22 protein-coding genes and 4 pseudogenes are annotated in these 19,822 nt (G+C 70.1%); 14 read left to right on the top strand and 12 right to left on the bottom strand.

The annotated features are described in order from the left end of the window. Window positions 1–360: 360 nt before the first annotated feature. The gene (locus H4N64_RS30445; protein ID WP_186285643.1) at window positions 361–564 is read right to left on the bottom strand and encodes a hypothetical protein; all 204 of its coding nucleotides are present in this window, start codon (window positions 562–564) and stop codon (window positions 361–363) included. A gap of 836 nt (window positions 565–1,400) precedes the next feature. Further along, complete coding sequence (locus tag H4N64_RS30440; RefSeq protein WP_336246832.1) at window positions 1,401–2,261, bottom strand: UbiA family prenyltransferase; 861 nt, start codon at window positions 2,259–2,261, stop codon at window positions 1,401–1,403. A 46-nt stretch (window positions 2,262–2,307) separates the two neighbouring features. Here H4N64_RS30440 and H4N64_RS30435 point away from each other — a divergent pair, with 46 nt between their 5' ends. The 5 genes from H4N64_RS30435 to H4N64_RS30410 all read left to right on the top strand — a co-directional run bounded on the left by H4N64_RS30435 (window position 2,308) and on the right by H4N64_RS30410 (window position 6,863). Next, window positions 2,308–3,444: a type III polyketide synthase gene (locus H4N64_RS30435; protein ID WP_186285641.1), complete on the top strand. Its 1,137-nt coding sequence runs from the start codon at window positions 2,308–2,310 to the stop codon at window positions 3,442–3,444. Window positions 3,445–3,453: 9 nt separating this feature from the next. Beyond that, entirely contained in the window at window positions 3,454–3,969 is a 516-nt protein-coding gene (locus H4N64_RS30430; protein WP_186285640.1) for an isoprenylcysteine carboxyl methyltransferase family protein, read from the top strand. Next, window positions 3,966–4,997, top strand: a complete 1,032-nt coding sequence (locus tag H4N64_RS30425; RefSeq protein ID WP_186285639.1) for an FAD-dependent monooxygenase — start codon at window positions 3,966–3,968, stop codon at window positions 4,995–4,997. Before H4N64_RS30430 ends, H4N64_RS30425 begins: the two co-directional genes overlap by 4 nt. A gap of 178 nt (window positions 4,998–5,175) precedes the next feature. Then, on the top strand, window positions 5,176–6,171 hold the full coding sequence (locus H4N64_RS46465; RefSeq protein WP_336246831.1) for a YbhB/YbcL family Raf kinase inhibitor-like protein: 996 nt from the start codon (window positions 5,176–5,178) through the stop codon (window positions 6,169–6,171). 284 nt (window positions 6,172–6,455) lie between these two features. Next, the gene (locus H4N64_RS30410; protein ID WP_186285638.1) at window positions 6,456–6,863 is read left to right on the top strand and encodes an SseB family protein; all 408 of its coding nucleotides are present in this window, start codon (window positions 6,456–6,458) and stop codon (window positions 6,861–6,863) included. Between the two features lie 63 nt (window positions 6,864–6,926). On the opposite strand, the gene H4N64_RS30405 is transcribed toward H4N64_RS30410, so the two are convergent. Further along, window positions 6,927–7,226 (bottom strand): hypothetical protein, encoded by a 300-nt coding sequence (locus H4N64_RS30405; protein WP_260860059.1) that lies wholly within the window; start codon window positions 7,224–7,226, stop codon window positions 6,927–6,929. Window positions 7,227–7,304: 78 nt separating this feature from the next. On the opposite strand from H4N64_RS30405, the pseudogene H4N64_RS30400 reads away from it, so the two are divergent. Beyond that, a pseudogene (locus tag H4N64_RS30400) lies at window positions 7,305–7,466 on the top strand (dsRBD fold-containing protein); the annotation flags it as partial. 208 nt (window positions 7,467–7,674) lie between these two features. Here H4N64_RS30400 and H4N64_RS30395 read toward each other — a convergent pair. From H4N64_RS30395 to H4N64_RS30365, 7 genes are all read right to left on the bottom strand, one after another. Then, window positions 7,675–8,343 (bottom strand): CBS domain-containing protein, encoded by a 669-nt coding sequence (locus H4N64_RS30395; RefSeq protein ID WP_186285637.1) that lies wholly within the window; start codon window positions 8,341–8,343, stop codon window positions 7,675–7,677. A 69-nt stretch (window positions 8,344–8,412) separates the two neighbouring features. After that, complete coding sequence (locus tag H4N64_RS30390) at window positions 8,413–9,297, bottom strand: universal stress protein (RefSeq protein ID WP_186285636.1); 885 nt, start codon at window positions 9,295–9,297, stop codon at window positions 8,413–8,415. A 41-nt stretch (window positions 9,298–9,338) separates the two neighbouring features. Beyond that, window positions 9,339–9,548, bottom strand: a complete 210-nt coding sequence (locus H4N64_RS30385; RefSeq protein WP_186285635.1) for a hypothetical protein — start codon at window positions 9,546–9,548, stop codon at window positions 9,339–9,341. A gap of 103 nt (window positions 9,549–9,651) precedes the next feature. Next, window positions 9,652–10,083, bottom strand: a complete 432-nt coding sequence (locus tag H4N64_RS30380) for a DUF2267 domain-containing protein (RefSeq protein ID WP_186285634.1) — start codon at window positions 10,081–10,083, stop codon at window positions 9,652–9,654. Between the two features lie 612 nt (window positions 10,084–10,695). Next, on the bottom strand, window positions 10,696–11,523 hold the full coding sequence (locus tag H4N64_RS30375) for an NmrA family NAD(P)-binding protein (protein WP_186285633.1): 828 nt from the start codon (window positions 11,521–11,523) through the stop codon (window positions 10,696–10,698). A gap of 251 nt (window positions 11,524–11,774) precedes the next feature. After that, window positions 11,775–12,173, bottom strand: coding sequence for a DUF6256 family protein (locus H4N64_RS30370; protein ID WP_186285632.1), 399 nt, complete (start codon window positions 12,171–12,173; stop codon window positions 11,775–11,777). Window positions 12,174–12,202: 29 nt separating this feature from the next. Further along, window positions 12,203–12,439, bottom strand: coding sequence for a DUF6186 family protein (locus tag H4N64_RS30365; RefSeq protein ID WP_186285631.1), 237 nt, complete (start codon window positions 12,437–12,439; stop codon window positions 12,203–12,205). Window positions 12,440–12,871: 432 nt separating this feature from the next. Between H4N64_RS30365 and H4N64_RS30360 the strand changes: the two genes are divergently transcribed. Further along, window positions 12,872–13,075 carry a cold-shock protein gene (locus tag H4N64_RS30360; protein WP_186285630.1) on the top strand — a complete coding sequence of 68 codons (204 nt, stop codon included), beginning with the start codon at window positions 12,872–12,874 and terminating at the stop codon, window positions 13,073–13,075. A 194-nt stretch (window positions 13,076–13,269) separates the two neighbouring features. Beyond that, on the top strand, window positions 13,270–13,431 hold the full coding sequence (locus tag H4N64_RS30355) for a hypothetical protein (RefSeq protein WP_186285629.1): 162 nt from the start codon (window positions 13,270–13,272) through the stop codon (window positions 13,429–13,431). A gap of 45 nt (window positions 13,432–13,476) precedes the next feature. On the opposite strand, the gene H4N64_RS30350 is transcribed toward H4N64_RS30355, so the two are convergent. Next, window positions 13,477–13,710 (bottom strand): hypothetical protein, encoded by a 234-nt coding sequence (locus H4N64_RS30350; protein WP_186285628.1) that lies wholly within the window; start codon window positions 13,708–13,710, stop codon window positions 13,477–13,479. Between H4N64_RS30350 and H4N64_RS46460 the strand changes: the two are divergent. From H4N64_RS46460 to H4N64_RS30340, 3 genes and pseudogenes are all read left to right on the top strand, one after another. Continuing rightward, window positions 13,709–14,308, top strand: a pseudogene (locus H4N64_RS46460) (PAS domain-containing protein); the annotation flags it as partial. The gene H4N64_RS30350 and the pseudogene H4N64_RS46460 overlap by 2 nt on opposite strands. 84 nt (window positions 14,309–14,392) lie before the next feature. Further along, window positions 14,393–15,475 (top strand): annotated as a pseudogene (locus H4N64_RS30345) (SpoIIE family protein phosphatase); the annotation flags it as partial. Window positions 15,476–15,948: 473 nt separating this feature from the next. Next, window positions 15,949–16,374, top strand: coding sequence for a CBS domain-containing protein (locus tag H4N64_RS30340; protein ID WP_186285626.1), 426 nt, complete (start codon window positions 15,949–15,951; stop codon window positions 16,372–16,374). Window positions 16,375–17,058: 684 nt separating this feature from the next. Here the strand turns inward: H4N64_RS30340 and H4N64_RS30335 are convergent. Further along, window positions 17,059–18,003 carry a helix-turn-helix domain-containing protein gene (locus tag H4N64_RS30335; protein ID WP_222109571.1) on the bottom strand — a complete coding sequence of 315 codons (945 nt, stop codon included), beginning with the start codon at window positions 18,001–18,003 and terminating at the stop codon, window positions 17,059–17,061. A gap of 207 nt (window positions 18,004–18,210) precedes the next feature. Here H4N64_RS30335 and H4N64_RS30330 point away from each other — a divergent pair, with 207 nt between their 5' ends. The 3 genes and pseudogenes from H4N64_RS30330 to H4N64_RS30320 form a co-directional block, all read left to right on the top strand. Continuing rightward, the gene (locus tag H4N64_RS30330; protein WP_186285625.1) at window positions 18,211–18,639 is read left to right on the top strand and encodes a hypothetical protein; all 429 of its coding nucleotides are present in this window, start codon (window positions 18,211–18,213) and stop codon (window positions 18,637–18,639) included. 594 nt (window positions 18,640–19,233) lie between these two features. Next, window positions 19,234–19,509, top strand: coding sequence for a hypothetical protein (locus H4N64_RS47135; RefSeq protein ID WP_186285624.1), 276 nt, complete (start codon window positions 19,234–19,236; stop codon window positions 19,507–19,509). Further along, window positions 19,443–19,704: pseudogene (locus H4N64_RS30320) on the top strand (ATP-binding protein); the annotation flags it as partial. The gene H4N64_RS47135 and the pseudogene H4N64_RS30320, both read left to right, overlap by 67 nt. Window positions 19,705–19,822 lie beyond the last annotated feature (118 nt).

Genomic DNA, 19,822 nt, shown 5'->3' with positions numbered 1-19,822 from the left:
ACGTCGGATGCGACGAGGTTGCCGGTGCGCCTCTGCCGGTTTCCTGACCGATCTTGAAGTCAACCGCTGACAGACGGTCAAGACCGCAGACTCCCGCCCACGACCAGCACGAGCCCGCCGAAGGACGGTCACGCCAGAGCCTCCGACCTGCACGTTCGAAGATGGCGAAGGCTCATTGTGCCGGCGCCACTCCCGTGCCCCGTTCTCGTAAGCACGCGAAGCTCCTGACAGACACGGGTGATCTCGGTCAAGAACCCACTGCTGCCAGGAGCTTTGCCTGTCCATGCGGCCTGCGTCCGCCAAACCCCAACCACACCGTCAGGTTGGAGGGGGCTCATCGGCGGGAGTTACGGCCGCGGATCAGAGGGAGGCGTGGAAGCCGACGTGGTTGTACTGGCCGGCGGAGCTCAGGACCTCGTTCTTGACGGCGTCGGCCTGGGCCAGGACATCCGCGTCGCTGATCGCCGTGGGGCCGACGACGAGGCCGGCGTGCAGGCCGCCGGAGACGTTGTCGAGCGCGGCGTCGGAGATCTCAACGGTCGCAACCTGGGGAGCGGAGTTCATGGTGAAACTTCCCTTCGTTTGGTGATCCACAAGGGGGGTGGCCCCGCCGGGCACTGAGAGCGGGGCTCGGCCGCAGGCGTGCGACACCCGTTTCCGGAGAAATTCGCACGGCCCCCTCGGCGCAAAGGATCAAAGCACGGAGCACGCCGGGCAACCAATCAACCGGAATGCACACCCGGAAAGTTGAACGAACAGTCGACGCATCCGTGCAGGAACGCACACGACTTGGGGGCAGCTTCTCCACGTGCTGCGCGACACCGGGACCCGACTGGTCCCGAAAGCCGCCCCAACACAGCGTCATACGGAAGGCCCTGTGCAGAACCTTCGTGCACCGCACCGCAGTTGCGCATTCGCTGTGCAGATTCACTGAAGCCCGAGTACCGCTCCACCTCAGACACAGACCGTAGTCGACCGACGGCAGACCGTATGCAGGTCAGGACGGCGTACAACGAGCGCGATTACGTGCCTCGCAGCGACGGTGTGCGCGCCTCAGCGGCGCCACCGTTGGTATGAGCCGGGCGCCGGGATCATGGCCTGGGCCCAGGACGCCTGGCGAGGCGGCAGCAGGCGGTCGTAGTGGGATCGATGTGTGAGCTCTTCTGGCGACTCGTTCGGCACCGCAGCCCGACAGACCGTCAGCGGACATGGCGCGAGAAGCGGCAGCGCCGGCTGATCAAGCTCTCCACCTCGCCGAACAGCAGCGGCCCGTATCGCCGCCTGGCACCCGGCCGTATACCGGAACGCCTGCGCACGGCCGAGCGCAGGTCCGCTGAACGAACGACCCACCCCAGCACCGCGACGTGCGGCGCGGCACGCGGCACGCGACGGGCTCGGGGTCAGGCCATGTCCGAGCCCCGCAGCAGGAGCTGTGCCACAGCCATGCCGGCCACCACGATCGCCGCCCGGAAAGGCCACCGGCTCCGGGCCCTCGACGGCAGAGCCGTACCTGCGACCGCGACGATCCCCGCGGCGGCCGCCAATACCCAGTCCGAGGTCTTCGCCGCCCCAGGGGGACCTGCGACGACCACGCCCACAGCCGTCAGCATCACGAGTGGGGCCAGCCACCGGCAGACCGGACGGCTCAGCCGCTGCGGCAGCCCGCGCACACCGGTCGCGAGATCGTCCTCGATGTCCGGAAGGACGTTCACCAGGTGCGCTCCCACGCCCAGCAAAGCCCCTGCTCCCACCGCCCACCAGGCGGGCCAGGACGGCGACGGCAGTCCGAGGGTGACAAAGGCGGGAAGCGAGCCGAAACCCACGGCATAGGGCAGCGGTGAGAGCACCGTGTGCTTCAGCCGCAGGTTGTAGGTCCAGCCCGCGGCCACGCCCGCCAGGTGTGCCGCTCCCGCGGCGGCGCCGCTCAGCAGCGACAGCGGTACGCACAGTCCCAGTGCCGTCCCGGCCGCGACTGCCGCCGCCCGGGATGGGAGTTCGCCGGTGGCCACCGGCTTGTCGGGGCGACCGCAGGCCGTGTCGCGCTGTGCGTCGGCGGCGTCGTTGCACCAGCCGATCGAGAGCTGGCCGGCCAGAGCGGCTGCGGCCACGGCCGCCGACCCGGCCACCCCGCGGCCCGCCGCTACGGCCAGGGCGGTCACGAACACCGTCACGGCGAGCGCCGGCTCCGGATGGCAGGAGCGCAGCAGCACCGGGACACGGTGTGTGGTGCGCGAGAGAACCCCAGACGGGTGGAGAGACACGTCAGCAAGGTAATTGGGCATCCAGGATGCGGAAGGTATTACTGACATGCGTGTTCCCGTGATCGTCGACCATGCCCCTTCCCCGCCCACCGCGCCGAGCTGGACGAGCGTGCCCGCCACGGCGACCACGATCGCCGCCGTTCGCACGGCGCTGCCGCCGTACCGTTACGCCCAGGACGAGCTGACCGAGCCGATCGGCGACCTGTGCCTGCCCCCGGGCGCGGATCGCGCCGTGCTACGCCGCCTGCACGCGTCCGCCGGTGTGCGCACGCGTCATCTCGCCCTGCCGATCGAGCGGTACGCCGGTCTGGGCGACTTCGGGCGGAGCAATGACGCGTGGCTGGCGGTGGGCCTGGAACTGGGCGACGAAGCCCTCACTGGCGCACTGGAGGACGCGGGGCTCCAACCGGCCGATGTCGACCTGCTGGTGTGCGTCTCCATCACCGGCGTCGCCGCCCCGTCACTGGACGCCCGGTTGGCCGGTCGCGTGGGGCTGCGGCCCGACGTCAAGAGGCTTCCGGTCTTCGGCCTGGGCTGCGTGGCGGGCGCCGCCGGTCTCGCCCGGGTACACGACTACCTGCGCGGGCACCCCGACGACACCGCGGTACTGCTCACCGTCGAACTGTGCTCGCTGACGCTCCAGCAGCGCGACGACTCCCGCGCCAACCTCGTCGCCGGCGCCCTGTTCGGTGACGGTGCGGCAGCGCTCGTCGCACGGGGCGGCGGCAGGGCCGGGCCGGACGCGGCCGGGCCCTCGGTGGTCGCCACGCGCAGCCGCCTGTATCCGGACACCGAACGGCTCCTGGGGTGGGACATCCGCGCCAGCGGATTCCGGGTCGTGATCGATGCCGGCGTTCCCGGCATCGTGCGGGACCACTTCGGCCGGCACTTGCGTGCCTTCCTGGCCGAACACGGCCTCACCACCGACGACATCGGGACCTGGGTGTGCCATCCGGGAGGCCCAAGGGTCCTTGCCGCCGTGACCGACTCCCTCGGCCTGCCCGACGACGCCCTGGACTCCGCCTGGCGCTCACTGGCGACGGTGGGAAACATGTCCTCCGTCTCCGTGCTGCACATCCTGCAGAGCATCCGGGAATCCCGTCGGCCCGAGCCCGGTACATGGGGGCTGCTGATGGCGATGGGCCCGGGATTCTGCTCCGAACTCGTCCTGCTGCGCTGGTGAGTGGTCCTCATGCCGTGGTACACGCTTCTCATCCTGGCCGTCGCCGCCGAACGCGTCGCCGAACTCCTCGTCGCCCGGCGCAACGCGGCCTGGACCCGCGCCCGCGCCGGAGTGGAGCACGGCCGTGGCCACTACCCGGTCATGGTCGCCCTGCACACGGGCCTGCTCGCCTGCTGTCTGCTCGAACCCGTGCTCGCCGACCGGCCCTTCCTGCCCGCCCTGGGATGGCCCATGCTGGCGCTCGCCGTCCTGGCCCAGGCCCTGCGCTGGTGGTGCATCACCACCCTGGGGCCGTACTGGAACACCCGGGTCATCGTCGTCCCCGGCGCGCGCCTGGTCGGTGCCGGCCCCTACCTCTTCCTGCGCCACCCCAACTACCTCGCGGTCGTCGTGGAGGTCGCCGCCCTGCCGCTGGCGCACTCCGCATGGCTGACCGCGACGGTGTTCACCGTCGCCAACGCGATGCTGCTCGCCGTCCGGGTCCGCTGCGAGAACGCGGCCCTCACCCAGGCGGTGCCCGCGTGAGCACCGGCCACGACCTGCTGATCGCCGGAGGCGGACCCGCCGGCCTCGCCACCGCCCTGCACGCCGCCCGCGCCGGCCTGGACACCGTCATCGCCGAGCCACGCCCGGCGCCGGTCGACAAGGCATGCGGTGAGGGCCTGATGCCCGGCGCCGTCCGCGCCCTCACCACCCTCGGCCTGGAGATCCCCGGCCACCCCATCACCGGCATCCGCTACATCCAGGGCCCCCGCCAGGTCCAGGCCGCGTTCCGGCACGGCCTGGGCCTCGGCGCGCGCCGCACCCACTTGCACAGCGCCCTGCACGGGGCCGTCCTGGACGCCGGGGTGCCCGTACTGCCCCTACGGGTCGAGGACGTACGGCAGGACAGCACAGGCGTGACCATCCCCGGCACGGGGCTGCGCGCCCGGTGGCTGGTCGCCGCGGACGGCCTGCACTCACCCGTGCGCCGCTGCCTCGGCCTGGAGGTGAAGACCCGCGGGGCACCCCGATACGGGCTGCGCCGGCACTACGCGGTGCCCCCCTGGTCGCCCTACGTCGAGGTGCACTGGGGAGCGCACGCCGAGGCGTACGTCACCCCGCTCGGCCCCGCACTCGTCGGCGTCGCCCTGCTCACGGCCCGGCGAGCCCCCTTCACCGCCCAGCTGGAGGGCTTCCCCGAACTGGCGGCCCGCCTTCCTGCGGAAGCGGCCGTCACTGCGGTGCGAGGCGCTGGACCGCTGCGCCGGCATGCCCGTACCCGCGTCCACGGGCGGGTACTGCTCGTCGGCGACGCTGCCGGATACATCGATGCGCTGACCGGTGAAGGCGTTTCCCTCGCCCTTGCCGGCGCCGAAGCCCTGGTCGCCAACGTGCGGCGGGGCACACCGGGCCGCTACGAGACCGAGTGGACCCGCGCGACCCGCCGCCACCGGCTCCTGACGGAACTCCTGGTGAGGGCCCGTCAGCAGCCCGCGCTCGCCCCCCACATCATGCCTACGGCCGAACGCCTGCCGCGCCTCTTCGCAGCAGCAGTGAACGCACTGGCATAGGACTCCGCCGCTGCCGGAACGGCCACATCTCCCGCCACAGCACGTCGCCGGGATCCTGGAAAGGGGCCCCGGGGTTGCCAAGCCCGTCCCCGGTCGAGTCCTGACAGGCTGATTCCGTGCGTCACGGTGATTGCTGCACGCCGCCCTGGCTACCCGATTGACTGGAAGGTGAGGTCCCATGCGCCACGAGGAGTTCATCGGTCAGGTGCAGTCGCGGGCGCGGCTGGACAGCCGGAGCGCGGCGGAAAGGGCGACCCGTGCGACGCTGGAGACCCTCGGCGAACGCATCCCCGCCGGGCTGGCCGAGAAACTGGCCGCGCAGTTGCCGCAGGAGATCGCGGAGCATCTGCGACGTGGCGAGAAGGCAGCGGAAGTTTCCGGCACCGGGGTGCACATGAGTGAACACGAGTTCTTCGAGCGGGTGGCCGGGCGCGAAGGAAAGGGGTTCCCGAAGGCGGTCCATGACGCCCGCTCGGTGATCGAGGTGGTGGGGAAGGCCGTCCAGGGCAGCGTGGCCGAGAAGGTGTGTGACTCCCTGGACGACGAGCTGGCCGCGAGACTCTTCGCCGGCAGCACCGACACCACGGCACACCGCGAGACCGCCGGTACTCACGCCCGTACGCCCGTCGGCGGCCACCAGCCCACGCGGCCTGCGTCAGCCAAGCCAGCCAGTTCATCGACCGGGGACCGTGCCGTGCCGCAACGGGCGCACCAGGGCCGCTCGACCGCACTCGAGCTCGCAAGCCCCGTCTTCGAAGATCATCACCGTATCCCGCCCCGGTACACCGAGGACGCGGGGGATGTCTCAGCGCCGCTGACCTGGTCCGGCGTGCCGGACGGGGCGACGGAGCTGGTGCTGCTGTGCGAGGACGTCGACGCGCCGTCCGGCAGCGTCGTGCACTGGGCGGTCGTCGGCATCGACCCCCGCAGCGAGAGCGTGGCAGCGGGCCGGCCCCCACCGGGCGGCACGGAACTGGTCAACGGCTTCGGCCGACCGGGCTGGAGCGGGCCGCATCCGCCGCCCGGGGAACTACCGCACCGCTACGTCTTCCATCTCTACGCCCTGGCGGAGCCGTGCGTCCTGCGTGATGCGCCCACCGCGGAGCAGGTCCATGAAGCCGTGACGGGACGGGAACTGGCCGAAGGAACTCTGGTGGGCCTGTACGAGCGCTGATGTGCGCGATGTCGGTCGGCCGTTCTTCAGCGGATGCGGCGTCATCGTCGGTTACACCGCTGTCCACCGACTGCGCTCGCCTCAACAGGTACGTACGTGACGGTATAGGCCGGGGGACGCCGGGAACCCGGATGCAGCCTCGACCATTACCGCGGAGGCCCCCAGCAATGGGAATGATCATGGACACTCCCTTGAACGACACCTGCCTCACCGGCTACCGGCGGGTGCCGAAGGCGCTGCTCGCGGCCTACTGGCCGTGAACCGGCGGAGTGGGAGAGCGCCGTATGACCGACTCGTCGCCCGAACCGATCGCCGCACGCATCCGGAGGGCGCTCGACGCCCTGGCCGATGACCGCCACGCACCGGTCCCCGCCTGGGTGCACGCCCTCGCCGAGGGTGAAGTGCTGGTGCCGCAGGCGGACGAGGCCGGCCGGTGGCGGCCCAGTGCCGCAGTTCCCGTGCCCGTCGTCCGGCACCGGGAGGACGGCCCGTTCGTTCCAGTGTTCACCTCAGAGGCGACCGTGGCGGCCGCGCTGTCGTACACGACGCCCTGCCAGCGGGTACGGCTGGGCGTCCTCGCCGCTGTGTGGCCGGGCGAGGACGTGTCGCTGGCCGTCGACCCCGGCTCGCCGGACGCGCTCACCGTCGACGCCGCGGACGTACAGCTCCTGTTCGGCCTGCACAGCAGCTGATCCCGCCGGTACCAGCACGATCAGCGTGTGCCCGCGCCGTCGCGTCTCCCCGCCACCCGTTGCTCAGGCCCGGGTGTCCGGCCCCATCATCTCGTCCAGCCGGGTCGTGCCGTCCTGCTCCGGGTACCTCTGCAGGCTCCTGCGACGGCGGCGCACCGCCCCGTTCACCATCATGGCCAGACCCAGGCAGAAGATCAGCGCCAGGACGATGCCGGAGCTGAAGACGGCGAGCGTGTTCATGGTGGCGATGTCGCGGTCGAGTACCGTCACGGTGTACTCGGGGCCGCCGGACAGGTTGTCGGCGATCGCCAGGCCGGTGAAGGCGCCGGTGGCCGCGAGGAGGAGCAGTCCGAGGAACAGCATCCGAGTCACCTCCTCAAGGAGGGAGTCGTATCACCGGTACGACTACCCAGGGGTCTTGCGTGGCACACGACGACGTCGCCCCGCGGACGTTCCCGGCGCAGTCCGAGTGATCCGGCACAGACCCGGGTCGGCGAGGAGCTCGTCACCGCCCGGGCGCTCAACGACCTGGCCCGGCGGCTGCTGCGCAAGGCCGCGCATGAGCTCGAGGAGACCACGCAAGCGTCGGCGCACCCGCGATGAGTGTGCGGACATCCTCGGCGGGCGGGGTGAGCTCGTCGGACCGGCCGAGGTCGATGACCAGCTGTGGCTCGTCGGGCCGTCGGCGGCGCGGCGGTCCCGCGGGCCGGCGGTGGGTCAGGAGGTTCTGCGGCGCCAGGGCCGAAGCGGCAACTTCCTCTCGAACACGACTTGATCACGTCGGTGACCCCGTCCGCGGCAGGGACGTGGGTCACTGTCGCGTACCGGCTGTAGCCTCTGTCTCGGCGCGGAGGTGATGGGTGACATCGACGACGCCATCGACGCTCTCGGACAGACGTACCGCGATGGGGATGAGGCTGCCTTCCGGCACCGTGCCGCTGAGCATCACCCGTCCATCGGTGACCTCGACGGTGACCGCGCCAGGGTCCAGGCCGAGCGTCCGGGTCAGGACATCCGTCATGATCTCCTCGCGGATCGTCGGGTCTCGCCGCAGGAAGACGTGCAGCAGGTCACCACGGCTGACGATGCCCACCAAATGTCCGGCGTCGTCCACGACGGGCAAGTGTTTGACGTGGTGGCGGGCCATGGCACGGGCAGCCTCCACGACCGACCACTGCGGTCGTGCCGTGACGGGCGGACTGGTCATCAGCCCCTCGGCGGTCAGCGCGTGGGCCTTGGCGTGCTCCGCGGGCAGCAGGTGCGGCCCTGCCAGATGTCCGCCCGGATCCTCCTGACTCTCCTGTTTGCGCAGCAGGTCCGCCTCCGACACGACGCCGATCGGGCGGCCCTGGTCGTCGACGACCGGTACCGCCGCGATGCCGTGCTCAGCGAGGTGCTCGACGATGTCCTTGAAGCCCGTGTCCCGCCGCACGCTCACAACCGCCGCGGTCATGAGGTCGCCGACCGTTCGATGCAGCATGTCACCTCTCCTCCTCTCCCTCCTGTCGACTTGGGCCGTTCTGCCGTTGCGTCGTTGTGCGCGTGCGGGCTACTGGTCGTGCGCATGCGGGACGGTGATGACCGGGCAGCGTGCGTGGTGCAGTACGCCCTGACTGACGGAGCCCAGCAGCATGCCGGTGAAGCCGCCGTGCCCGCGTGTGCCCACTACCAGGCCGAGGGCGTGCTCGGACGCCTTGGCGAGGACCTCTACCGGGTGGCCCCGCACGACCTCCTGGTGCAGTTCCACCTGGGGACGAGCGGCGGCACGCACCGTAACCGTCTCCGTCAGGAGCCTGCGGCACTCCTGGACGGCTGCCTCCTCGTCCAGTGTTCCGAGCCGCGGAGGGTGCCACACATACAGGGCCCGCAGTGCCGCGCCGCGCAGGGCGGCCTCCTCGAAGGCGAAGTCGACGGCCGCAGCGGACTGAGGGCTGCCGTCGACCCCGACCACGAAGTACGGCTGCGGCTGGGCGATGTGTTCCGGCTCCGGTACGACCACCACGGGGCAGGACGCGTGGGCGATGAGCGGCAGAGCGACGGCGGCGGACGTGAACAGCTCCTGGACAGCACTCAGGTGCCAGGAACCGAGCACGACCTCCGTGGCGTTCTGCGCCTGCTCACCCAGCACCCACGCCGGATGCCCCTCCGCCAACAGCCCGGACACCGATACGTGCGCATGGCGGGACTCGACGAAGGCGACCGCCTCCTTCAGCAGCCGATCCCCCGTCGCGTGCAGCGCCTCGTTCCACTCCACCCAGGACGGCCGCCCGCCCGTCGGCCGGTACCCGGGGGTCGGTACGTTCTGCGCGAGGACCAGCAGCAGGGGCAGGCCGCGCCGGTGTGCCTCGTCGGCAGCCCAGCCGAGCACCATGCGTTTGCCGGAATCGGGGTCGACTCCGGCCACGATCGGTTTACGTCCCTGTGCGTGCGTCATCGCCGACTCCCAGTTGTCTCTCTTCCGACGCGACGGTGTGTCTACAGGCCCTGGGAGAGCAGGAGTTCGTGGGCGAGTCGCGCGCCGCGTTCCGCTTCCTCGGGCGGAACGTCCTTCGACGGGATGTTCTCCAGGCCACGCGCGAGTACCCGGAGGGCCTCGGCCAGGGTCGCGACCTGTGCTTCCAGCCGGCTCAGCCGGGCCTCCGGCCCGAGCGCGGCATCGGGTTCAGTGGAACGGTTCTGCGCCATGTCGTGCTCCCTTACGAGGTGGTGAGCGGCCGGTGACCTGAGCGGCCGTCAGGTCCTGACCCACATGCGTGGGGCGTCGCCGGACTGGTTGCGTGGAGCTCGGTCAGGCAGTCGGCTGGAGGAGGAGTGCGCGGATGTCGTGCGGAAGTTGCTCCAGTGCCGCCTCCAGTTGCCCGGGCGAGACGTGTTCGCGTACGACGGCGGTGACGGCGGGAGTGATCCGGAGCACGTCGTCGGCAGAGATCTTCGCTTCCCGGGCGAAGCGGTTCACGTAGCCTTCGCGGTCGTACTTGATCGGTACGGTGCTGGGGTCCCAGCCGTCGTAGTAGGCGCCGCGCAGCAGGTCGGGGAGCTGCGCGGCGAAGTGGGCGGCCACGTCGATGGTGACCCGGTCGCGGAGCGTGTGCAGCCAGGTGCGCAGTACGCGGTGGGCTAGGTGGCGGTCCTCGGTACCCAGGGCTTCCGACACCGCTTTGAGCCAGATGTTGGCGGTGTGGATGGCGTGCTCGAAGTCGGGTGGATGTGTGGGAGCCATCGATCTTGCCCTTCCGGTCTTCCACCGCGCCCATGCGTTCGCGGGATTGCCGTGCCTCCGGGCGGGCGGTGTTCGGCACTGGGAACGGTCGGCTTGATCAGAAGTGGCGAGGCGCGGGTGGCACCTGCCCGGCGGCGTACCGCATGCGCCGCACGAGGTGCACGCGGTGACTTCTCTGTCCTGCCCTTGGCTCCATGCTAGGGCGGGCGGAACCCATTGGCAGCCGCGCCGCAGCGGGACATCACGGGGCTGAGGAACACCACTGGCAATACCCGCCAGGAGCGGAGCCGCCAGCGTGGAGTCGGGCCCACGGGCCCCACCGTGCGGGTGCCGTCATCTGGTCCGCCCTTCGTCGTGACATGCAGAAACCCGAGGCAGGGCATGCGGCCCGCAGGGGCGCCGAAGGGGTGATGACCTGATGCCCGAGGCAACGACAACTGATCCGTACAACCCACCCACCGGCACGGTGCCCGCCGATGGTGAGGTGAGGTGATCTGCATGGCGGCCATGCCTGTGGTCTGGCGGGACTACGGGCCCGTGGGGGCCACATTGACGGGGAACTCCCGCGCTGCCCGGGCGATCGTGCCGCGCTCGCGCACCCGCCGCACCGTGTCAGTCGCGCTGCCCGCCGAGCAGCAGCGGCGCCACCGACCGCGCGAACTCCTCGAAGCGACGTGGCTCACGGCCGGTCAGCTCCCCCACGGTGCCGGTGGTGGACGCGTTCACTCCGGCCCGCAGCGCGCCGAAGACGGCCGCCACGTCGGGTACGTCCACGTACTCCACGGATCGGCCCAGGACGCTCGACAGGCGCCGCGCGACATCGGCGTAGCTGATCGCCTCCGGGCCGGTGAGCTCGTACGTCCGGCCGGTGTGTCCCGCGGTGGTCAGCACCACGGCGGAGGTCGAGGCCACGTCGCTCGGATCGACCATCGCGATCGGGGCGTCCCGGGCCGGAAGGAAGAAGCGACCGGTCTGCGCGATGGTCGCGGCCGAACCGATCACGTTCGACATCAGGTGGCCGGCCCGCAGCACCACGCCTGGGATCCCCGAGTCATGCAGATGTTCCTCGATCCGGCCGTGTTGGTCGAAGAAGACCAGCGGCGAACCAATCTGCGCCCCGACCGTCGACAGGAAGACCACCTGCGCCACCCCGGCAGCCACCGACGCGTCGATCGCCCTCGTCCCGTACTCGGCCTGCCGGAGGTCGTTCGGGCAGATCAGGACCACCCGATCGACACCTTCGAGCGCGCGCCGGATCGTCGACGGCTCACCGAAATCCCCCACCGCCAGCTCGGTCTCACCGCCGATCAGGGCGGCCGCCCGGCCCGGATCCCTGACGAAAGCACCCACTCGGACGCCGAGAGCACGCAGCTCCGTGACGGCCCTCGAACCGACATTCCCTGTCGCCCCGGTCACCAGCGCCGTCATTACGTCGTTCACTCCAAGGATCGGCGATCAGCCCTCACCATGGCCGATCGGTGACGAGAAGTCGTCGTGAGTCACTGAGCGTGGCGCGGGTAACGACCCAGCGTCCTTCCTCTCCGCCTCTCGCGCCGCCCACACCGGCGCCAGGGGCAAGTCGGGCTCGCCGTCCGAACGCGGGCGCAGCTGCCGTTGGTGATCAGCGGTCGCGTTCTGGGGGCCGGTACGGCTGCTGCTGCGCCACCGCGCCGTCGCCGCCCCGATATGCGTCACTCAGAAGCGCGCTTACGCCGTTGTCGCTCCGTGAGCCATGAGGCGGTGAAGAACACCGGCAGAGCGATCCCCACCAGCAGCGCGGAGCCGGTGAACGCGCTTGCCAGAAAGTGGCCCGCCACGCGCACCACCCCGTGGTAGTAGCCGACCACCACGGCCATCAGCAGCACGTATCCCCCGACGGCGGTGCCGAGCACCTGGCGGATCAGGCCGGGCCACCCGGGTCCGGGCGCGCCGGGAGCGAGTTGTTTCGCGAGTAGGTGCTCCGGCCTGCCGGCCGCCTTGTCCGGGCCGGGCCTCTGTCGGTGAAGGAGCCGCAGGCCAAGGGCGAGGTAGCCCATGACCAGCATGTAGCCGGTCAGCATGATCCCGATGTTCAGAGCGAGGGGCAGCACGGTACGGCGCTACATCCGGCGGAACGCCGTCATGATGCGTCCCGGAGCAGGAAGTGCCAGCCGCGGACGAAGGTGTGCCAGCCGAACCACAGCCACAGAGCGAACAGTGCCCATCGCCCGAACGGGTAGCGCATCACCGCGCGCACGGCATCGCTGAGGGTGGGGAAGCCGTCACCTGTCCGGACGAGGGCCAAGCCCTCCCAGGCGAACAGGGCGCCGAACAGCACCGCCCAGACGAGATAGCCGATCACTGGATGCTCCGTCACCGCCGCCTCCGCTCTCGTGTCGTGTGCGTCGGTCGGCTGCCAATGGACAGCCGGGGCCATCATGCGTCACGACGTGGTCGAAACTTCGGATACACGGACGGTCTCGTCGGCTTGTCGTACGACCTGATCGGCCGGCACGGGCGCCCAACGCTCTCTTAACCGTGCCTCACTTCATGCCGGAGGCCGTCGCGGCCCTCGCCGGCCGACCGGTGCAGAACGAGGCCGCAGGCCCCACCCACGGTGCTGCCAGGGCCCCCGCCTCGGCGGGCTACTGTGGAACGGCGGTCCGGGCGCCGTCCGACACAGGCCTGGTCGACGGCCTGGACAGCGTGTCCACCGGGGACAGGCAGGTCAGAATGGCAGGGTCGTAGACGGTAGCCGCGACGGGCTGCGGGACGGCGATGTCGCGGTCTGGAACAAGGAATCGGACTGATGGCAACAGGCACGGTCAAGTGGTTCAACGCCGACAAGGGGTTCGGCTTCATCCAACCGGACGGCGGCGGCCCGGACGTATTCGTTCACTTCTCCGCCATTCAGGCCGAGGGTTTCAAGGAGCTGCTGGAGGGTGACAAGGTCGAATACCAAGTCACCCAGGGGCCCAAAGGACCACAGGCGGAGCAGGTCCACCGCAGGTAGAAACCTCCGTCGTCGCAGCCGACACGGGAAGAGAGGGGCAGCAGGACCGCAGCGCCGTACGGCGGCACCGTGCGTGCAGGCCCTCGGCGAAGCAAGGTGCTGGTGCGCAGGCGGACGATGCCGCAGATGCGCGGACCGGCGCAGCGTTTCCTGTGCCTGTCGTTCGGCACCGGGAGGAAGGGGCATTCCTCCCCGTGTTCACGTACACGACGCCCTACCAGCGGGTGCGGCTGGGCATCCTCGCCGCCCTGTGGTCGGGTGACGACGTCTCGCCGGCCGTCGACCCCGGCTCGCCGGACGCGCTCACCGTCGACGCAGCGCAGGTGCAGCTCCTGTTCGGACCGCACGGCGGATGACGCCGCCGCCAGCCAGCGCGGCGCGGCGTGGCTCCGCGCTGTCGCTCAGGCGTGGTCCACCAGTTCGGCCCGGCCCTTCTGCCGTGCGCAGTGGGCGCAGCAGTAGAACTCCCCGTCCGCCTGCAAGCCATGGCCCAGAATCCTGCAGCTGCAGTTGTCGCAGATGGGGGCCATGCGCTGGGCCGCGCACTCCAGACTGTCGAAGATGTGGACCGCGCCGGCGGCTCGAACCTCGAATGCCAGCTCGTAGTCATTACCGCAGACTTCGCACACCGCCATGGAAGATCACTCCATCCGCTTCCCGGACATGCGGGACCGATGTCTCGCCGGACCACCACGAGCCTGTCGCCCGTGGCGCGGACTGCGCAAGCGCCGCGGGGCCATGTGCGTGACCCGGAACGACCGAATTCAATCGTGGCCGCGCCGAGACAGACCGGAAGGGTGTCAGGCGGGTCGGCCACGGATGAGGGCAGCCCGGCCGAAGTACCGATGGACCGGGCAGGCACCCCCGGGACGAAGCAGTCCCGCCGCCGGGCGGGTATCGGGGCGCCACCCACACCGGAGATCACGATTGGAGTGCCTGGATGAGTCGCGTTCAGGAGCACAATGGAAGTGGTGGGTGGAAAGTATGTACGGCAACCCCCTGGCGGTGGAGAACGCAGCGGCCGCAGTGGACGCGCGGGGCGTCGTAGCGGCGTGGAGCCGGGGTGCCCGACTGCTTCTCGGGTATGAGCCGGGTGAGGTGATCGGGCGTCCGGCGTCTGATCTTCTTGCCGCTCGCCTTCCGGGGTCGGCCTGGCGGAGCCTCTCGCAGCAGGAGGCGTGGACCGGACGGGTCACGCTGCGCGACCGGGACGGCCACCGGGTGGATGCCGATGTGCGGGCTTACCCGTTGGTGGGTGCCGATGACCACGTCGTGTGGTTCGTTCACGCCGTACGACAGGAGACCGACGGCGCGGATCTGGCCCTGCAGCGCCGCCTGCTGCTGTATCACCGGCCCGCGCAGCCGGCAGTGGAGACGGCCATGCGCTACCTGCCCGCGGACCCGCACGCCGGTGTGGGCGGCGACTGGTTCGACGTCATCCCTCTCTCCGGTGCCCGCGTGGCTCTGGTCGTCGGCGATGTCGTCGGCCACGGCATCAACGCCTCGGCCACCATGGGCCAGCTGCGCAGCGCGATGCGCACCTTGGCCGATGTCGACCTTCCCCCGGACGAACTGCTGACCCAGCTCGACGACCTGATCCTCGAAGAGATCGAAGAGGGCATCGAATCTGCCGGGGAGGTCGGGGCGACGTGCCTGTACGTGGTCTACGACCCGGTGTCGCGCCACTGCACCCTGGCCAGCGCAGGCCACCTCGCCCCGGCCGCAGTCCTGCCGGACGGCTCCGTGGACTTCATCCCCATGGTTCCCGGCCCCCCTCTGGGGGTGGGCGGTCTCCCCTTCGAGGCCACCGACGTCCGCCTGCCCGAAGGCAGCCTGCTCGTGCTGTACACGGACGGACTGGTCGAAGCCCACGACCGCGACATCGGCACCGGAATGCAGGAACTCCTGCACGCCCTGACCGTACCCACCCCCTCGCTGGAGGCCACCTGCGACAACCTCATCACGGCACTCCTGCCCGAGTGTCCGGAGGACGACGTCGCCCTGCTCGTGGCCCGCACCCACGCCCTGGGCCCTTCGCACGTGGCCAGCTGGGATCTGCCCGCGGCGCCCGTCATCGTCGCCGACGCGCGCCGGCGGGCCGCCGACCAGCTCACGACCTGGGGTCTGCAGGACATCGTCCCGACCACCGAGCTGATCGTCAGCGAGCTGGTCACCAACGCCATCCGGCACGCCCGGGCCCCCATCCAGCTGCGGCTCATCCGCAACACCGCGCTGATCTGTGAGGTCTCCGACGCCAGCAGCACCGCTCCGCATCCGCGCCGCGCCCGTGCTCTGGACGAGGGCGGCCGTGGCCTGTTCCTGGTCGGGCAGCTCGCCGACCGCTGGGGCACCCGTCACACGCCGACAGGAAAGACCATCTGGGCGGAGCAGCCCCGGCCGCTCCCTCGCCCACGGCCCCGGCGCCTCCCCGCCGACAGGACATATGCAGCGGATCACGTCGTGGGGCCACGCAACAACCAGCGTGAATCCCCCACATGGCCGACGGGCGGATTCCGCCCGGGGATCACAGCCGCGGGCTGACCAGGACACCACCACGAGCGGGTGCTGCCGATCCCGGGCTCTCGCCGAACCTCGTGCGACCAACAGGCACGCCAGGTAGAACAGACAGCCGGCCGGGCTGGTGGCGGTATGTCGGCAAGCAGCCCAACGGACCACGGCGAGCTGATCGACATTGGGGTCGCGTGTGAGCCCACCCTCTGCCGCGCCTCGGCCCTCGCAGCCCTGGAAGTGCCGGACGGAGCCATATGGCGGGTGCGCCGTTTCGCCGCATCGCGCGTGGTGGGAGCAATGCTGCGGATCAAGGGTGCCGCCCGGCTCGGGCGGTCCGGTCAGTTAGACGGAGGAGGACTGCGATGAAGGCGCGGGACATCATGCACACGGGCGTGGAATGCATCCCTGCCCACGAGACCCTGGACCGGGCAGCGCAGCGGATGCGCGAACTCGACGTAGGCGTCCTGCCCATCTGTGGCGAAGGTGACATGCTCACCGGCATGATCACTGATCGCGACATCGTGCTCAAGTGCGTGGCGTCGGGGCACGACCCGTCCAAGGTCACTGCGGGAGAACTGGCCGAGGGCACCCCGAAGTGGATCGACGCTGATGCCGACGTCCGCGACGTTCTCGACGCGATGGAACGGAACCGGGTCAAACGTCTCCCTGTGATCGACGTGAAGAACGACAAGAGACTGGTCGGCATGATCAGCGAGTCCGACCTCGCCCGGAATGTCTCCGACGAGCAGATCGCCGAATTCGTCTCCAAGATCTTCACCCCCCACTGAGCCCCAGCAGGCAGGCGATCGGGATGGCCTGATGGACGCTGACTACGCAAGCCCCTGCGCCTCCCCGCAGCGAATTCTGCTGCCGCAGGCAGGGCGACTGCGGGGCCGGGTTGCGTGGCCGATGATGCGCCCGACGAACCGTGATGCTGTGAGTGGAGGGCCATCTGGGAAGCCGTGGCCTTCTGTGAGGCGCGGCGCTGATCACTGCGGGGCGTGGGCTTAAAGAGGCATGCCCGGCCTTGAGGCAGACCAAGGTCATGGGCTTCCGCCCGCCCAAGCCGCTGCGTCACGAGTTCGAAGCGCTCGGCGAGGCCGAGGGGCGCACGCCTTCCGACGCGCTCATCAAGGCCATGCACGACAGGGTGAGCAAGAGGCGGCGCGGACGACTAGCCCGACGCCGGCGCCGGCGCCGAGTAGAACCGAAACGTCATCCGGTTGCGGGAGCCTTCCGCGTCCACTGGCTCGTTCCGGGACTTTTGCGGGTCAGGCGCCGGGTCATCATGGGGATGAGTGCCCAGTTCAGATGGGCTTCGGAGTGCTGGGGCGGCCGTCGGCATCAACAGCCGACCACGCCACAGGCCTGTTGACGTGGGTCAGGGCAGGCTGGACGGGCCGCTGCACAGGTTCCCGGTGTGACGGGAGAACGCGGCCGTCGCGCGACCGGCGTCAGGTGCACGGGGGCCGTCAGCCCGCCCGGACGAGGAACCGCTGATCTGCCGCACCGGAGCAGCGTTCCTCGATCGCCTCGGCGCCTACGGTGGTGTCGTTGTCGACGATGCCGATGCACCCGGTGCTGGTGGCCGGGCGCAGCCGGAAGGCCCCGGCAGTGGGTTCCAGGCGGAAGAGGGTGCCCTGCGCGCAATTCTGGCGGGGTTCGAGCATGCCCTTGATCTGGTCCTCGCCCATGACCGTCAGACATCCCTTTCCCATCTGGGGATGGTGCCACTGGATGCGGTAGAGCCCCTCACCCATCGGTTCGAGGTAGGTGCGCGGCACGGATGCCTGGGCACAGGGGAGTTGGACGGCTACGGCGCTGTCGTAGGCGCCGTCGCGGTCGCGTCCGTCGGTCAGGCAGAGGTCGGCCGTGCGGGCGGGGCGGAGGGTGACCCAGCCGTCGGTGGGAGAAGCCGGTGCCCCTGGCTCGGCGGAGTCGCCAGAGAGCAGCCCCCAGGCGACCAGGGCCAGCAGGGGAACCGCGAGCGTGCTCGCGCCGGCAAATGTGAAGCCCTTGGGTCGGCGGGGCCGCGCGATCGTGGCCGCTTCAGCCCGCGGTCGAGCATCGGTTGCAAAGTCGCGCGTCGGGAGGGGCGCCGCACTTGTGCGTGCGGCGGCGAGCCGGTCTCTGGCGGCCAGCCAGGCGTCGACCCGCTCACCGTCCCCGCAGGCGCGGACGAACGCGGCCAGGACCTCGGGGCGCGGCAGGCTCGTCCGGCGCAGTACGTCGGCGAGCGTGCTGCGCGCCAGGACGTCACCGCTGCGGGCGGCTCGCTCCTCCAGCTCGCGATACGTCAGCCCCGAACGCTCCTTGAGCCGCTGCATCGACGCGATGAAGCCGGCATCGTCCCGGACTTCGTGCGGAGACACGTCTTCGTACGGCGGCAACTCCCCCAGGTTCCCCATGCGTGTCATCTTGCGTCGTCCCTGCCAACGAGACAACGACGCATTCCGCCATGTCCTGCTGTCCGGGCCGGAGTTCGGACAAGGCTCCGACCAGCCCGGACAGCCCGCGCCTGTCCGGGACAAGCGGTTTCACTGTGCTGCTGCTCCGGCGTCCGCAAGCCTGTTCCCCGTCCAAGCGCTCACACCACAGCGCACGGCTCACACGAGGGAGCATCAGTGGAGAAGACGGGTTTGACGTCCCGGCTGGGAAAGGCGGGTATAGGCGTGGCCCTGGCCGCCGTGGCTACCGTCGCCTTTTCGGGCACGGCGCAGGCAGCCAGTGTGTACGGCGAGAGCACCAACGGCTGCGCTGCCGCCGGGGGCACCTACAGCTACACCTGGACCGGCAATGCCCAGGGGCGTGACACCTACAGCGCCTACTTCAACATCACTGTCCGGGACAAGTGCCCGGGCGACGGCTGGGCAGGCGGCCTCTACCTGAGCTACTGGAAGTACCAGAACGGCCAGTGGAGCTGGATCTCTCAGAAACGGGTCAAGGTCAACGGAACGTACGACATCCCGCTGCACAACGTGGACGGTGTACAGATCAACGTCTGCAACTACTACCCGGAGAGGGCCCCCTCCGGCTGCAGCCGCGTCTGGTGACCTCTCCTCCCACCGGGGTGTGCGAGTCGTACACCCCGGTGGGAGGAAGGGCGTCGCCGACAGGTCGGGCAATCGGCCTGCGGCGGTGCCCGGCCCGGCCGGCCGATCTCCCACGGCCAACTCAGAAGGCTGCTCGGCGCAATCAACGACCACACACTGGACGCTCCAGGCGTGTGCACAGAAGACAGGATCAAATATGCGCATTCGTCACGCACTTGTCGGCGCGCTTGCCGGGACCGCTCTCGCGCTCGGCTCCCTGGCTGTCCCAGCCCAAGCGGCCCCTGCGGCCGGTGGGACCGCACCCGCGTGCATCAAACGCGATGTGACCTACACCGACCAAGGTTTCTGGGTGTACCTGGAGAACACCTGCCTCCGATCCATGACCATTCAGGTCATCGTGAACGACGGTCCCGACGGCCCGTGTTTCACCCTGGCGAAGGGCTACACCGCAGCGCCGTTCTTCTACAAGGGCACATACGCGCGCACGGCCGTCTGCTGACACGCACCGCACGATTCGGAAGATCGGCCGGCGGGCCGGGCACCGCCGCAGGCCGATCTGTCGTGGGCGGCAGGCCGGCAGCGCGCTGACCTGCCGTGGCCGGCCTCATGGTCGGAGTCCTGGTCGGCTTCGTGGCCGTGACCGGCGAGGCCGCGTCGGTCGTACATCGCGCGCCCGCCGACACCGAATTGTCCGAGGTCGGTCTGGAGACTGACGCCGGTATCGATCTCGTCTTGCGTCCAGCCGGTGATGTCGAGCTGTTGACTGAACTGAAATTGGCATTTTCGCAGCAAGACGAACACAGATGGCCACCCCTCTCCGCACCGTTTCGGGCTCCAACGGTGACCCGCTGGCCGAGGCGATCGAGCTGACCCGCAGGCTCAAACTCCCGTACATCCGGCTGGCGTTGACCGACCCGATCCCCACCGCCAAGGCTCAACGCTGGGATCCCGCCGAGGCCGTCCGGGTGCTGCTGGCCGAGGAGGCCGCCGGTCGCGACCCGCCGCAAGCAGGCCGGCTTCCCGGCCGGCAAAACGTTCGGTGACTGGAACGAGACCGCGCACTCCGCAGCCACCCACCACCCACTCACACGTGGAGGTCACGGGAAGTGCAGGTGGATGGTGAGTCCGCCCGCCGGCGCCGTAGGGCGGGGAGCAAAGCGATTCCCGTTCGGTTGGATTGACC

Origin of the sequence: Streptomyces cupreus (assembly GCF_014257025.1) — a bacterium.
GTDB classification, from domain to species: domain Bacteria; phylum Actinomycetota; class Actinomycetes; order Streptomycetales; family Streptomycetaceae; genus Streptomyces; species Streptomyces cupreus.
The sequence above is the reverse complement of the archived record's forward strand: the minus strand, read 5'-3'. Positions and strand labels throughout refer to the sequence as shown.

Excerpts from the sequence above, each read along its gene's own strand:
- H4N64_RS30445 (WP_186285643.1), bottom strand. The coding sequence starts at position 564 with ATGAACTCCGCTCCCCAGGTTGCGACCGTTGAGATCTCCGACGCCGCG.
- H4N64_RS30435 (WP_186285641.1), top strand. The coding sequence starts at position 2,308 with ATGCGTGTTCCCGTGATCGTCGACCATGCCCCTTCCCCGCCCACCGCG.
- H4N64_RS30430 (WP_186285640.1), top strand. The coding sequence starts at position 3,454 with ATGCCGTGGTACACGCTTCTCATCCTGGCCGTCGCCGCCGAACGCGTC.
- H4N64_RS46465 (WP_336246831.1), top strand. The coding sequence starts at position 5,176 with ATGCGCCACGAGGAGTTCATCGGTCAGGTGCAGTCGCGGGCGCGGCTG.
- H4N64_RS30410 (WP_186285638.1), top strand. The coding sequence starts at position 6,456 with ATGACCGACTCGTCGCCCGAACCGATCGCCGCACGCATCCGGAGGGCG.
- H4N64_RS30405 (WP_260860059.1), bottom strand. The coding sequence starts at position 7,226 with ATGCTGTTCCTCGGACTGCTCCTCCTCGCGGCCACCGGCGCCTTCACC.
- H4N64_RS30395 (WP_186285637.1), bottom strand. The coding sequence starts at position 8,343 with ATGCTGCATCGAACGGTCGGCGACCTCATGACCGCGGCGGTTGTGAGC.
- H4N64_RS30390 (WP_186285636.1), bottom strand. The coding sequence starts at position 9,297 with ATGACGCACGCACAGGGACGTAAACCGATCGTGGCCGGAGTCGACCCC.
- H4N64_RS30385 (WP_186285635.1), bottom strand. The coding sequence starts at position 9,548 with ATGGCGCAGAACCGTTCCACTGAACCCGATGCCGCGCTCGGGCCGGAG.
- H4N64_RS30380 (WP_186285634.1), bottom strand. The coding sequence starts at position 10,083 with ATGGCTCCCACACATCCACCCGACTTCGAGCACGCCATCCACACCGCC.
- H4N64_RS30360 (WP_186285630.1), top strand. The coding sequence starts at position 12,872 with ATGGCAACAGGCACGGTCAAGTGGTTCAACGCCGACAAGGGGTTCGGC.
- H4N64_RS30350 (WP_186285628.1), bottom strand. The coding sequence starts at position 13,710 with ATGGCGGTGTGCGAAGTCTGCGGTAATGACTACGAGCTGGCATTCGAG.
- H4N64_RS30340 (WP_186285626.1), top strand. The coding sequence starts at position 15,949 with ATGAAGGCGCGGGACATCATGCACACGGGCGTGGAATGCATCCCTGCC.
- H4N64_RS30335 (WP_222109571.1), bottom strand. The coding sequence starts at position 18,003 with ATGACACGCATGGGGAACCTGGGGGAGTTGCCGCCGTACGAAGACGTG.